The following is a 13,965-nucleotide window of genomic DNA, read 5'->3' as shown; positions in this document are numbered from 1 at the left end:
ATATTTCGTTGATAAAACCAAAGATCTCATTACCTCAAATAACCTCAAGGACTTAGCTTTAGCTGCAAGATACTACGATTTCATCATAAGCCAAAACCGAAACAACAAAGCTCTGATTAAAGTATTCAAAAAAAATTTAGCAGATATATTCGATTATCATAATTTCATTACCAAAACCGTTGGCTACGATGCCTATGATTTATGTAGTGCATCTAAAACCAGAAGCTGCCCTTATTGCAATCAATCATACGCATTCACAATCAGGGCACAAAAAAAAGAATTTAGGCCAACATTAGACCATTTCTTCCCGAAAGAGAGTTATCCCCATCTGGCATTAAGTTTATATAATCTCGTACCATCTTGTTCTATTTGCAACTCTAGCTTAAAAGGTCGAATTAATTTCTCAAAAACACCTCACCTACATCCATTGTTTGACAACGAAAGCATTGAGTTCTCACTTGAAACAACAAAATCCCGAAAAGAAATTGTTGGATTGGTGGACATCAACACCAAGGACTTCAAAATTAAAATCGCACACAACAATGATGCCAAATCAATTAATTCCGTAAATACCTTCATAATAGCAGAGCGTTATGAAAGCTTTATTTTCGAAGCAGTAAACTTTGCACGATGCAAAATTTACTATGATGAACTGAAAGGTAATAACCAAATAGACATAGTTAATGATATTGATGAAAGTTCGGCATTGATGTTTAATCATCATGCCTATCAAAACCAACTTCTTGGCAAGCTACTTAAAGGTATTTACAAACAATATTCACAGCAAACTTAGTCAATTACCACCAGAGCTGAAAACCATTAAAATCAGCCTCCAAAATAACATGGAGGCTGACTTTCACATTCAGCCATCAATTTCATGCCACGACCACAAACATCTTGTGCAACTATTAAAATAATATTTACACCTGCACTAGATACTCAGCAATTAATCCTTCAATTAGCAGCTCATTCTTTCTATTAATGCCAAGTAACTGACGTTTAGGATATTGAATATCCTCACTATGCGGATTTGGCCTGTCCTTAAGCCCAAACTGATGCACCTGACCTGCTCCCCGTTCGTTAACACATAGCAACGTTAGTAACGCATCATGCGCGGTAATAACAATTGCGAGCTTCCGTTCCTCGCTCTGAGCAGACGCTCTAAGCATGACCAATGTGAGAAGCAAGACTAATCGTTCCGTAACATAACCAAAACTAAAAGCCCCGCATGTGCGGGGCTTCTCGTATCGATGTGGTCAATGTGTGGACGTGACCTGAAACAAATCCTTTTATTTCAGTACCTTGAAGACAAAAAATAAGCCCGCGTAAGGGAGATTACGCAGGCTAAGGAGGTGGTTCCTGGTACAGCTAGCATTTATGGGTTATGTTTTTCAGCGGGGGGATAATACCCGTATTGAACGAAGCGGTATGTGATCCGATTCTAAGAATTATCCCAGCGCGAAAAAATTTCCCTGATTAACTATTTGCCGTGTGGGTTTCGGGTGCTTTCACCGTTGAAGTTACGCATCAGCAGCGCAAACTTCAGCTCCACCTCTTCCGGAACCGGCAGCCAGACGGTATGACCATCACCCGGCGCCACGTCAATCGCCTCGCCTTTGCCGTTTTCCAGATGCTCCAGCGTGAAGTTCATGTTGCCCTGCGGGGTCATCAGCTCCAGGCTGTCGCCTTTGGTGAATTTGTTTTTCACCGCCACGGCCGCCAGCGCGCCTTTGCGCTCGCCGGTGAAGTCGCCAACAAACTGCTGGCGCTCGGAAACGGAGTAGCCGTGCTCGTAGTTCTGGTAGTCATCGTGGGTATGACGACGCAGGAAGCCTTCGGTATAGCCGCGGTGCGCCAGGCCTTCCAGAGTTTCCAGCAGGCTGGTATCGAACGGTTTACCGGCCGCCGCATCGTCGATGGCTTTGCGGTACACCTGCGCGGTGCGCGCGCAGTAGTAATAGGATTTGGTGCGGCCTTCAATCTTCAGGGAGTGCACGCCCATCTGGGTAAGACGCTCAACGTGGGCGATGGCGCGCAGATCTTTCGAGTTCATGATGTAGGTGCCGTGCTCGTCTTCAAAGGCGGTCATGTACTCGCCCGGGCGTTTGGCTTCTTCAATCATAAACACGCTGTCGGTTGGCGCGCCGATGCCCAGCGTCGGCTCAACGTTGGTTACCGGAATCGGCTCGTGCTTGTGGACGATGTTGCCGATGTCATCCTCTTTGCCTTCCTGAACGTTATATTCCCAGCGGCAGGCGTTGGTGCAGGTGCCCTGGTTCGGGTCGCGCTTGTTGATATAGCCTGAGAGCAGGCAGCGGCCGGAGTAGGCCATGCACAGCGCGCCGTGAACGAAGATTTCGATTTCCATATCCGGCACCTGGGTGCGGATCTCTTCGATCTCTTCCAGAGACAGTTCGCGGGACAGGATGACGCGAGTCAGCCCCATCTGCTTCCAGAACTTCACCGTCGCCCAGTTGACGGCGTTAGCCTGGACGGAGAGGTGAATATCCATCTCCGGGAAGTTCTCCCGAACCAGCATGATTAAACCCGGGTCCGACATGATCAGCGCGTCCGGCCCCATATCCACCACCGGCTTCAGGTCGCGGATGAACGTTTTCAGCTTGGCGTTGTGCGGCGCGATGTTCACGACCACGTAGAATTTCTTGCCCAGGGCATGCGCTTCGTTGATGCCGAGCTGCAGGTTCTCGTGGTTGAATTCGTTGTTACGCACGCGCAGCGAGTAGCGCGGCTGGCCCGCATAAACGGCGTCGGCACCATAGGCGAAAGCGTAACGCATATTTTGCAGCGTTCCCGCCGGGGAAAGGAGTTCCGGTTTAAACATGTTTGTTCTCGTTCTGATGACAGGTCAGATCCGCGTGCACAAGGTGCAGCGGTAAGGGGAGATCCCCCACTTTAAGGGCGGGCATTGTAGCGCTGCGGGGCAGGGAGGTAAAGTTATTGTGCCGGGTGGCGGCTTCGCCTTACCCGGCCTAAATTGACCCGCGGATAACTACGCAATCCTGCACGCATCCGCTTCCCAGCGATACCCCACGCCGTACACCGCGCGAATAAACGACTGTTCGGCGTCCAGCGCCTCCAGCTTGCGGCGCAGGTTTTTGATGTGGCTGTCGATGGTGCGGTCAGTCACGACGCGGTAATCGTCATACAGGTGGTTCAGCAGCTGCTCGCGGGAGAAGACTTTCCCCGGCTCGTGGGAGAGGGTTTTCAGCAGGCGGAACTCCGCAGGCGTCAGGTCCAGCAGCTTGCTGCGCCAGCTCGCCTGGAAGCGGCTTTCGTCGACAATCAGCGGGCTTTCGGCATCGAGCACCTGAAGCTCGCGCTGTGGCCTGCAGCGGCGCAGTATGGTTTTCACGCGGGCGACCACTTCACGCGGGCTATAGGGCTTGCAGATGTAATCGTCCGCGCCAATTTCGAGCCCCAGCAGGCGATCAATCTCTTCAATTTTGGCGGTGACCATGACGATCGGCACGTCGGAGAAGCGACGAATTTCCCGGCACAGGGTCAGACCGTCAACGCCTGGCAGCATTAAATCAAGCAGGATCAGATCCGGCGGGGTCTGGCGCACGTATGGCAGCACCTGGTCGCCGTGGCTGATTAGCGATGGAGCGTAGCTGGCCGCACGTAAATAGTCGATCAGCAGCTGCCCAAGCTTCGGCTCGTCTTCCACGATCAAAATGCGCGGCGTGTTTTCGTCAATCGGTAACTCGGTCATACTTCTCTCGATAAATCCCGTTCCAGAGGTAACTCTACTGTAATGCTAACCCCGCCAAAAGGCGAATGGGCGGCGCGGATCGTGCCATTATGCGCCTCAACGATGTTAACGCAAATCGCCAGCCCCAGGCCGGAACCGCCGCTGGCGCGGTTGCGGGAGCCTTCGGTACGGTAGAAACGTTCAAACAGTTTTTCCAGCTGCGCGTCCTGCACGCCGGGGGCGGAATCCGCGAAGGTGAGGGCAAAGCGTCCGTTTTCCTGCCTGCCGGAGATATGCAGCCCGCCGCCGCTGTCGGTGTAGCGCAGGCTGTTTTCCAGCAGGTTGTTGAACAGCTGCATCAGCCGGTCTTTGTCGCCAAACACCACCGCGCTGTCCGGCAGGGAGAGGTCGATTTTCAGGTTGCGGCTGGCAAACCGCTCGCGGAACGCGCCGCTGATCACTTCCAGAATGTTAATCACGTCTACCGGCGCCTTCTGGTAGGCCAGCGCGCCTTCGTCGGACATGGAGAGCTGGTGGAGATCGTCCACCAGCTTGGTGAGCGTGCCCACCTCCGCCTGCAGAGAGGCCACCGATTCGGGCGTAAACTGACGCACGCCGTCCTGAATGGCCTCCAGCTCGCCGCGCAGCACCGCCAGCGGAGTGCGCAGCTCGTGGGAGATATCGGCCATAAAGTCGCGGCGCATCTGCTGGTTCTTCTCCAGCGTGCTGGCGAGCTGGTTAAAATCCTGCGCCAGCTTGCCCAGTTCGTCCTGGCTGCGGGTATCGACGCGGGTGGTGAAATCCCCGGCGGCCAGCTTGTGCGTGCCTTCCACCAGCCGTTTCACCGGGGCGAGCAGGCCGCGCGCCAGCGGGAAGGTGGCGAGCGCGGCGAGCAGGGTGGAGAGGGCGACAATCAGCCAGCTTGTCCGGCGCTGCTGGCGGTCAAAGTTGATGTCGGTGTTGCGCGTCAGGCGCTCCACAGGAGAGGCGATAACCCAGCCGACTGTCGCATTGTTGACTTTGATCGCCCGACGGGTGCCGTCCGGCGGTATCGGCGCACGCGGACCCACCAGCGTGCGCATGTCCTGGTCAATCACCCAGAACTGGGTGCGCCAGCCGTGCGGCGGCATGCCCGGCCCCGGGCGATCGTCACCGGTATCGTGCTCCAGCGATCGCAGGATCTGGAAAATAAAGCGGTCGTTATTGCGCAGAAAACGCCAGTTGCCGTGCTGGGCGTACTGTTCACTCAGCGCATCGCTTAAGCCCTGTAAACGCTGTTCATTGCCATGCTTGATGTAATCAATAAAACCGCGCTCGAAGCTGATCCGCACCGCCCAGTGCATGGTGATCAGCAGGACGATACAGGTGGCAAATATCGCCACGAAGAGCTTGCCGGTAATGCCCGGACGCCAGAATTTCATGAACCACTCCTTTTACCGCGCCTAATCACGACGTTCTTGCTGGTATCATCCGGCACTCTGGCGAAGATGAAAGCGGGCAGGGCGATGATGACCGCCATGCTGAGATAGGTATACAAAAAGACCTGATGCGCCACCGGCGTGTCGACGCTGAGGTGGTGCTGGCCGTACATGCCGAGCAGTAAGCCCGCGATGGTCACCCCGACGCTCATCGAGAGCTGCATGATCATCGACAGCAGGCTGTTGCCGCTGCTCGCCAGATCGTCCGGCAGGTCCTTCAGCGTCAGGGTATTCATCGACGAGAAGCGCATGGAGTTGACGATCCCCTGGCAGAACAGCACCAGCGGCAGAACGTAGTACCAGCCCATCAGCGCCACGGCCATAAACAGAAGACTCACCAGCGCCAGCCCCAGCGTGGCGGTCACCAGCACGTGACGGTAGCCAAAGCGGTTCACCACCTGTACCACGATGCGCTTCATTCCCATGCTGCCGAGCACCATCGGGATCATCATCAGGCCCGCGTGGAACGGCGAAAATCCCATTCCGATTTGCAGGAAAACGGGCGTCATAAACGGCAGCATGCCGCTGCCGACGCGCCCGGCGAAGCTGCCGAACAGGCCAAGGCGATAGGTAGGGTTTTTAAACAAGTTCAGGCTGAACAGCGCCTTATCGTTACCTCTGGCATGCTGCAGATACCACAGTATGGCGGTAACGCCGAGCGCGATCGGGAGCCCAAGCGTCAGGGGCGAAATCCCCAGCCCTTTTTGCCCGTCGAGCGCCAGGGTAAGCGTGGCCATGCCCGCCGCCAGCAGGATAAAGCCGAAGAAATCAAAGCGCCGGGTCTGCATTTTGTAGTTCGGCATCAGCGTCAGGGTGGCGATGGCGCCGATGATGCCAACAGGAAGATTGATTAAGAAGATCCAGTGCCAGGAGGCGTACTCCACCAGAATGCCGCCGAGCGCCGGGCCCAGGAGCGGCCCCACCTGACCGGGCAGGGTCACAAAGGTCATCGCCGCCATGTACTGCTCGCGCGGCACGATCTTCATCACCGTTAGCCGCCCGACAGGGACCATCATCGCCCCGCCGACGCCCTGCAGCACGCGCGCCATCACCAGCTGGTCGAGCGTGTTGGCCTGGGCGCAAAACAGCGATCCGGTGGTAAACAGCACGATGGCGGTAAAGAAGATGTTCCGCACGCCCACTTTGTCCGCCAGCCAGCCGCTGGCAGGCAGCATGACGGCTACCGTCAGCACGTAGGAGACAATCACCATATGCATATGCAGCGGGCTCTCCCCCAGGCTTTTTGCCATGGAGGGGAGGGCGGTGTTGACGATGGTCGTATCCAGCGACTGCATAAAGAAGCCGAAAGCGACTATCCATAGCTGCCAGCGAACGTTAGCGGGGAGATCGGTCATTTACTCGGTCACCGTGGTTCTGTTTTTACGCGAGATGCGCAGCCGCAGGCGGTCGAAGAACAGATAGACCACCGGCGTGGTGTACAGCGTCAGCAGCTGGCTCATGACCAGGCCGCCGACAATGGTGATCCCAAGCGGCTGGCGCAGCTCTGAGCCGTCGCCGCCCGAGATAACCAGCGGCAGCGCGCCAAACAGCGCCGCCAGGGTGGTCATCATGATCGGACGAAAACGCAGCAGGCAGGCCTGGAAGATGGCCTCTTCCGGCGAGAGGTTGCCGTTGCGCTGGGCGTCCAGCGCGAAGTCCACCATCATGATGGCGTTTTTCTTCACGATGCCGATCAATAGCATGATCCCGATGAGCGCGATAAGGCTGAACGGCGCGCCAAAGAGCTCCAGCGCCAGCAGCGCCCCCACGCCCGCGGACGGCAGCGTCGAGAGGATGGTCAGCGGGTGCACGTAGCTCTCATACAGCACGCCCAGCACAATATAGACCGTGGCGATGGCGGCCAGAATCAAAATCACCTGCGAATTCATCGTCTCCTGGAATACCTGCGCGGTCCCGGCGAAGCTGCCGCGCACGGTGGACGGCACGCCAAGCTGGGTCATCGCGCGGTTGATTGCATCGCTGGCCTCAGACAGTGACGAACCGGCGGGCAGGTTAAAGGAGATGGTCGACGCCGCCGACAGCCCCTGATGGTTCACCGACAGCGGCGCGTTGGCTGGCTGCCAGCTGGCAAAGTACGAGAGCGGAATCGCCTTGCCGTCGTTGTTAATCACAAACATTTTGTCCAGGGCGCTGATGTCCTGGGTGTAGCGCGGGTCAACTTCCATCACCACCTTATACTGGTTCATCGGCTGGTAGATGGTGGAGATCTCGCGCTGGCCGAAGGCGTTGTTCAGCAGGCTATTGGCGGCTTCAACGTTAATGCCCAGCCGCGACATGGTTTCGCGGTCGTAGGTCAGGGCCATCTCGGCGCCGTTATCCTGCTGATCGGAGTTGACGTCCGCCAGCTGCGGCAGGGCGGCCAGCGCCTTGCGGATCTTCGGCTCCCACTCGCGCAGGGCGGCTAAATCGTCCGAGAGCAACGTGTACTGATAGCTGGCGTTCGCCTGACGGCCGCCGACGCGGATATCCTGAACGGCCATCAAAAACAGGTTTGCCCCCGGCTCTTTGGCGAGCTTCACCCGCAGGCGGTCAATCACCTGCTGGGCGGTTTCGTTGCGCTCGCCGCGCGGTTTCAGGGTAATAAACATCATCCCGCTGTTGACGCGTGACCCGCCGGTAAAGCCGGTGACGTTATCCACGGCTTTGTCTTCACGAATGATCTTCATGAAGTCCTGCAGCTTGCCGCGCATCGCCTGGAACGAAATGCTCTGGTCCGCCTGAATCCCCCCCATCAGCACGCCGGTGTCCTGCTCCGGGAAGAAAGTTTTCGGGATGGTGATGTACATCCAGACGTTGAGCCCAATGGTGGCGATAAGCACCAGCCCAACCAGCCGCGTATGGTTCAGCACCCACTTCAGCGATTTGCCGTAGCCTTCCTGCATCGCCATCAGGAAGCGACCAAAGCCTTTGCGGCGCGGCTGCGAATGGGGCTTGCTGCGCTTGAGCATCCAGCCGCACATCATCGGCGTCAGCGTTAGGGAGATAACCAGCGAAATCCCGATGGCGACGGAGAGGGTGACGGCAAACTCGCGCAGCAGCCGGCCCGGCAGCCCGCCCATCAGCAGCAGCGGCAGGAATACCGCCACCAGTGACAGGCTCATGGAGAGCACCGTAAAGCCCACCTCGCGCGTGCCCTGCAGGGCGGCCTGCAGCGGCTTCACGCCCGCTTCCAGGTGGCGGGAAATGTTTTCCAGCACCACGATGGCGTCATCCACCACGAAGCCCGTCGCTATCGTCAGGGCCATCAGCGACAGGTTGTTGAGGCTAAATCCGCACAGGTACATGGCGGCAAAGGTACCGATCAGCGAGACCGGCACGGCCACCGCCGGAATAAGCGTCGCGCGTCCGGATCGCAGGAACAGGAAGACCACCAGGATCACCAGCGCGACGGAGATAATCAGCGTTTGCTCCACCTCTTCAAGCGAGGCGCGAATGGTCGGGGAGCGATCCTGGGCAATTTGCAGATCGATTGCTGCCGGGATGGTCTCCTGCAGGTCCGGAAGACGGGCGCGAATGCTGTTCACCGTCTCAATAATATTCGCTTCCGGCAGCTTGCGGATCATCAGCAGAATGGCCGGTTTCGCGTTGGTCATCCCGGCGTTGCGCACGTCCTGCACCGAGTCGGTGACGCTGGCAACGTCGCTCAAGCGCACCGCGGCGCCGTTGTTGTAGTGAATAATGAGCGGCTGATATTCCGCGGCGGTTTTCAGCTCGTCGTTAGTGTGGATCTGCCAGCGGTGGCTGCCGTCCTCAATCGCCCCCTGCGGTTTGCGGACGTTGGCCGTGCTGATGGCGGAGCGCACGTCATCCAGCGACACGCCCTGGTTGAACAGCGCCTGCGGGTTTAGGCCGACGCGCACGGCGGGCAGGGAGCTCCCGCCGACGCTCACGTCACCGACGCCGTTAATTTGTGAGATTGTCTGCGCCAGCTGGGTAGACGCAAAGTCGTAAAGCTGCCCCTGCGAGTACGTATCCGAGGTCAGCGTCAGAATCATGATCGGCGCATCGGACGGGTTGGCCTTGCGGTAGGTTGGGCGGCTCGGCATCCCGCTCGGCAGCAGGCTTTGCGCGGCGTTGATGGCCGCCTGCACGTCGCGCGCCGCACCGTTAATATCCCGGTCGAAGCTGAACTCCAGAATGATGCGCGTGCTGCCCAGCGAGCTGCTGGAGGTCATCTCGTTGACCCCCGCAATCCGCCCAAGGGAACGCTCCAGCGGCGTGGCAACCGACGAGGCCATGGTCTCCGGAGATGCACCCGGCAGCGAGGCGCTGACCATGATCACCGGGAAATCCACCTGCGGCAGCGGCGCTACCGGCAGCAGCCGGAAGCCCAGCACGCCGCAGAGGGTAATGGCGAGCGAGATTAATATCGTCGCCACCGGGCGATAAATGAAGAGGGCGAAAAACTTCACTTATGCCTCCTCTTCACGTTTCGGGAAACGGCTTTTGGTCCACAGCGCCAGACGGTCAAACAGCAGGTAGATCACCGGCGTAGTGAAGAGGGTCAGCACCTGGCTCACCAGCAGACCGCCGACCATGCCGATACCCAGCGGACGGCGCAGCTCCGCGCCGACGCCCGTGCTGAGCATCAGCGGCAGCGCGCCCAGCAGGGCGGCCAGCGTGGTCATCAGGATCGGACGGAAGCGCAGCAGACAGGCCTGGAAGATGGCGTCGCGCGGCGACATGCCCTGCTCGCGCTCGGCGGCCAGGGCGAAGTCGATCATCATGATGGCGTTTTTCTTCACGATCCCGATAAGCAGGATAATGCCGATGATGGCAATGACGTCCAGCTCGCTGCCCGCCAGCATCAGCGCCAGCAGCGCTCCCACGCCCGCCGTCGGCAGGGTAGAGAGGATGGTGATCGGGTGGATAAAGCTTTCGTACAGCACGCCAAGCACGATGTACATCGCCACGACCGCCGCGACGATAAGCCAGATGGTGTTACCCAGCGCGGCCTGAAACGCCAGCGTGCTGCCCTGGAACTGGGTCTGAATATCGGACGGGAAGCTGAGCTCTTTTTCAGCCGCCTGAATGGCCTCCACCGCTTCGCCGAGAGAATAATTGTCCGGCACGTTGAAGGAAATGGTGGTGGACGGGAACTGATCCAGATGGTTGATCGACAGCGGGGTGTAGCGTTCTTCCACCGTGGCGATAGCGCTCAGCGGCACAATGCCGCCGTCTTTGCTGGTCAGGCGCACCGAGTCCAGCCCCGCCAGGCCAGGCGTGTTGTCCGTGTTGTGCTCCAGTACCACGCGATACTGGTTGGCCTGAGTGTAGATGGTGGAGATCAGGCGCTGACCGAAGGCGTTGTACAGGGCGTTGTCCACGTCCGACATGGTAATGCCCAGACGGCTGGCGGTATCGCGGTTGACGTTCACGTACGCCGCCAGCCCTTTGTCCTGCCAGTCGCTGCTGACGTCGGCGAGCTGCGGCAGGGTGTTAAGCTTGTTCACCAGCTGCGGCACCCAGGTGCTGAGCGCGTCCAGCGAGGTGGCCTGCAGCGTGAACTGGTACTGCGTGCGGCTGACCTGAGTATCAATGGTCAAATCCTGAATCGGCTGCAGGTAAAGTTCAACGCCCGGCACCCGCGCGACGGCGTTTTGCAGACGCTCAATGACGGCGTTGACGCGATCGTCGCGTTCATCCAGCGGCTTAAGGTTGATCTGCAGACGCGCGCTGTTGAGCGACGGGTTGGTGCCGTCGACGCCCACGTAGGAGGTCAGGCTCTCGACCGCCGGATCTTTCATAACGATCTCAGACACCTGCTGCTGGCGCTGGGCCATACTGGCGAAGGAGACCGACTGCGGGGCCTGAAGCGTGCCCTGAATAATGCCGTTGTCCTGGATCGGGAAGAAACCTTTCGGAATGAAAATCCACAGCATCACGCTGAGCGCCAGGGTTCCCAGCGCCACGCCGAGCGTGGCCCACGGATGGTTCAGAACTTTCGCCAGCACGCGGCCGTAGGCGGCAATAATCCGCTCGAACATGCGCTCGGAGGCGCGCGAGAAGCGGTTTTGCTTGCGCAGGGACTCGTGGCTCAGCATGCGGGCGCACATCATTGGCGTCAGGGTCAGCGACACCACGGCGGAGATCAAAATGGCGACCGCCAGCGTCACGGCAAACTCGCGGAACAGACGTCCGACGATATCGCCCATAAACAGCAGCGGGATCAGCACCGCAATCAGCGAGAAGGTCAGCGAGATAATGGTAAAGCCGATCTCACCCGCACCTTTTAGCGCGGCCGCCAGCGGTTTTTCCCCTTTCTCGATATAGCGCGAGATGTTCTCGATGACCACGATGGCATCATCCACCACGAACCCGGTGGCGATGGTGAGCGCCATCAGCGTCAGGTTATTGATCGAGAAATCAAGGAACACCATCACCGCAAAGGTCCCGACCAGCGAGAGCGGCACGGCGACGGCGGGAATAATGGTTGCCGGGACGTTACGCAGGAACAGATAGATGATCATGACCACCAGCGCAATCGCCAGCATCAGCTCGAACTGGGTGTCGGTGACCGACGCGCGAATATTCGTGGTACGGTCGGAAAGCACTTTTACGTTGACCGATTTCGGCAGGCTTTCGATCAGCTGTGGCAGCATGGTGCGAATACTGTCGGCGGTTTCAATGATGTTTGCGCCCGGCTGGCGCTGGACGTTCATCACGATCGCCTGCTGTTTGTTCGCCCAGGCACCGAGCCAGCTGTTTTCCGCCCCTTGTTCGACGGTCGCCACATCACCCAGACGCACCGGCGCACCGTTCTGGTAAGCAATAATCAGCTGACGGTATTCATCGGCGGACTGCATCTGATCGTTGGCAGAGAGCGTCACGGCGCGGGTAGGGCCGTCCAGCGAGCCTTTTGCCGAGTTAACGTTGGCGCTGCTGATGGCGGTGCGGATGGTTTCGCTGGTCAGGCCCAGCGCGGCAATCGCCTGCGCATTAAGCTTCACGCGCACGGCGGGGCGCTGGCCGCCCGCCAGCGTGACGAGGCCGACGCCGGAGACCTGTGAAATTTTCTGCGCCACGCGCGTTTCGACCATGTCTTCGACCTGGGTCATCGGCATGGCGGAGGAGGTGACGGCAAGCGTCATGATCGGCGGATCCGCCGGGTTCACCTTGCTGTAGACCGGCGGGTTAGGCAGGTCGGACGGCAGCAGATTGGTGGCGGCGTTGATGGCGGCCTGCACCTCCTGCTCGGCGACGTCCAGAGACAGCGTTAGCTGGAACTGCAGCGTCACGACGGATGCCCCGCCGGAACTCTGGGAGGACATCTGTTTTAACCCCGACATCTGGCCGAACTGGCGTTCCAGCGGGGCGGTAATGGCGGATGTCACCACGTCCGGGCTGGCGCCTGGATAGAGAGTGACAACCTGAATCGTTGGGTAATCCACCTCCGGCAGCGCCGACACGGGCAGGAAGCGATAGCCGATAATCCCGGCGAGCAGGATCGCGACCATCAGCAGCGTGGTAGCGACAGGACGGAGGATAAACAGGCGTGACGGCCCGCCTGTAGAGCCTGGGGGCATCACCTGCATCAGGATTTCTCTCCCTGTTTCGCAGGTTCAACTACTTCCACTTTGGCCCCTTCGGTCAGACGGTCAATGCCGTCGGTGACCACGCGGTCGCCTGCGGAAAGGCCGGCGGCGATGACCACCGTCTGGCTGTCCTGGATACCGGTTTTCACCAGGTGCTTGCTGACCTTATTGTCGCCGTTAAGTACCCAGACGAAATTACCTTCGTTACCCATCTGCAGCGCAGCTGTGGGGATCACTACCGCGTTCTCTTCGGTCGCGACCAGCATACGCGCGTTGACGAACTGGTTCGGGAAGAGGGCATCGTCCTGATTGTTAAAGCGCGCCTTCAGCTTGATGGTGCCGGTGGTGGTGTCGATCTGGTTATCCAGACTGAGCAGAGAACCTTCGCTCAGCTTCTGCTTGTTGCTGCGGTCCCAGGCTTCCACCACCAGCCCCTTCCCGGATTTTTGCGCCTGCACCACGGTCGCAATGTCGCTTTCCGGTAGGGTAAAGACTAAATCAATCGGGTGGGTCTGGGTGATGACCACGATGCCCGTGGTGTCGCCGCTGGAGATCTGGTTGCCGATATCGACCTGCTTCAGGCCCACGCGTCCGTCAATCGGCGCGGTGATGCGGCTCCAGTCCAGCTGCAGCTGGGCGCTGGCCACGGCGGCCTCGTCGGCTTTGATGGTGCCCTGCGTTTCGCTGACCAGCGACTGCTGGGTGTCCAGCTCCTGACGAGATACGAGGTTGGTTTTCACAAGCTGCTGGTAGCGGGCCAGATCGCGGCGGGCGTTGGCGAGCGTGGCTTTGTCTTTCGCGAGCTGCCCCTGCGCCTGGGCGAGGGCGACCTTAAACTGGCTCGGGTCTATTTCGGCCAGCAGATCGCCCGCTTTAACCTGCTGACCTTCCTGGAAGTGAATGGCCATCAGCTGGCCGTCGACGCGGCTGCGCACCGTCACGGTGTTGGCGGCGGTAATGGTCCCAAGGCCAGTAAGATAGCGAGGAACGGCTTTATTCACTGCCGTCGCCGCCTGTACCGGCGCCAGCGCGCCGCCGCGCATGCCGTGACGCCCTCCGCCTGCCGGGCGCTGTGCCTGACTATTTGCACCGGCGGGAGCAGCGGAGTTCGCGGATTGACTGTGCCAGTACCAGGCGGCGGCAAGGACCACCACAATGATGCCAGCGGCGATTGCCCAGCGGGATTTGTTACTGCCTTTCATCGTTATACGTTCTCATC

9 protein-coding genes are annotated in these 13,965 nt (G+C 58.8%); 1 reads left to right on the top strand and 8 read right to left on the bottom strand.

Annotation, left to right across the window (positions count from 1 at the left end):
• Nucleotides 1–793, top strand: a 793-nt coding sequence (locus INF68_RS21265) for a hypothetical protein (RefSeq protein WP_193525417.1), incomplete at its 5' end; no start/stop codon positions are given.
• Nucleotides 794–920: 127 nt separating this feature from the next.
• Here INF68_RS21265 and INF68_RS21260 read toward each other — a convergent pair.
• The 8 genes from INF68_RS21260 to INF68_RS21225 form a co-directional block, all read right to left on the bottom strand.
• Entirely contained in the window at nucleotides 921–1,169 is a 249-nt protein-coding gene (locus INF68_RS21260; RefSeq protein ID WP_126787427.1) for a phage virion morphogenesis protein, read from the bottom strand.
• Between the two features lie 311 nt (nucleotides 1,170–1,480).
• A complete protein-coding gene (gene yegQ, locus INF68_RS21255) occupies nucleotides 1,481–2,842 on the bottom strand; it encodes a tRNA 5-hydroxyuridine modification protein YegQ (protein WP_032652696.1) in 1,362 nt (453 codons plus the stop codon).
• A 168-nt stretch (nucleotides 2,843–3,010) separates the two neighbouring features.
• Nucleotides 3,011–3,733: a two-component system response regulator BaeR gene (gene baeR / locus INF68_RS21250; RefSeq protein WP_032642850.1), complete on the bottom strand. Its 723-nt coding sequence runs from the start codon at nucleotides 3,731–3,733 to the stop codon at nucleotides 3,011–3,013.
• Complete coding sequence (baeS, locus tag INF68_RS21245) at nucleotides 3,730–5,133, bottom strand: two-component system sensor histidine kinase BaeS (protein ID WP_023312417.1); 1,404 nt, start codon at nucleotides 5,131–5,133, stop codon at nucleotides 3,730–3,732. Before baeS ends, baeR begins: the two co-directional genes overlap by 4 nt.
• Complete coding sequence (locus INF68_RS21240) at nucleotides 5,130–6,545, bottom strand: MFS transporter (RefSeq protein ID WP_193525416.1); 1,416 nt, start codon at nucleotides 6,543–6,545, stop codon at nucleotides 5,130–5,132. Before INF68_RS21240 ends, baeS begins: the two co-directional genes overlap by 4 nt.
• A complete protein-coding gene (gene mdtC / locus INF68_RS21235) occupies nucleotides 6,546–9,623 on the bottom strand; it encodes a multidrug efflux RND transporter permease subunit MdtC (protein ID WP_109845292.1) in 3,078 nt (1,025 codons plus the stop codon).
• On the bottom strand, nucleotides 9,624–12,746 hold the full coding sequence (locus tag INF68_RS21230) for an MdtB/MuxB family multidrug efflux RND transporter permease subunit (protein ID WP_109845291.1): 3,123 nt from the start codon (nucleotides 12,744–12,746) through the stop codon (nucleotides 9,624–9,626).
• A complete protein-coding gene (locus INF68_RS21225) occupies nucleotides 12,746–13,948 on the bottom strand; it encodes an MdtA/MuxA family multidrug efflux RND transporter periplasmic adaptor subunit (protein ID WP_045402981.1) in 1,203 nt (400 codons plus the stop codon). The genes INF68_RS21230 and INF68_RS21225 overlap by 1 nt, the downstream gene beginning before the upstream one ends.
• Nucleotides 13,949–13,965: the final 17 nt, after the last annotated feature.

Source organism: Enterobacter cloacae complex sp. P16RS2 (assembly GCF_014982155.1).
GTDB classification, from domain to species: Bacteria; Pseudomonadota; Gammaproteobacteria; order Enterobacterales; family Enterobacteriaceae; genus Enterobacter; species Enterobacter cloacae_M.
Note: the sequence above shows the minus strand (reverse complement) of the source record. Positions and strands in the feature narration are given on the sequence as shown.

Excerpts from the sequence above, each read along its gene's own strand:
- INF68_RS21260 (WP_126787427.1), bottom strand. The coding sequence starts at position 1,169 with ATGCTTAGAGCGTCTGCTCAGAGCGAGGAACGGAAGCTCGCAATTGTT.
- yegQ (WP_032652696.1), bottom strand. The coding sequence starts at position 2,842 with ATGTTTAAACCGGAACTCCTTTCCCCGGCGGGAACGCTGCAAAATATG.
- baeR (WP_032642850.1), bottom strand. The coding sequence starts at position 3,733 with ATGACCGAGTTACCGATTGACGAAAACACGCCGCGCATTTTGATCGTG.
- baeS (WP_023312417.1), bottom strand. The coding sequence starts at position 5,133 with ATGAAATTCTGGCGTCCGGGCATTACCGGCAAGCTCTTCGTGGCGATA.
- INF68_RS21240 (WP_193525416.1), bottom strand. The coding sequence starts at position 6,545 with ATGACCGATCTCCCCGCTAACGTTCGCTGGCAGCTATGGATAGTCGCT.
- INF68_RS21230 (WP_109845291.1), bottom strand. The coding sequence starts at position 12,746 with ATGCAGGTGATGCCCCCAGGCTCTACAGGCGGGCCGTCACGCCTGTTT.
- INF68_RS21225 (WP_045402981.1), bottom strand. The coding sequence starts at position 13,948 with ATGAAAGGCAGTAACAAATCCCGCTGGGCAATCGCCGCTGGCATCATT.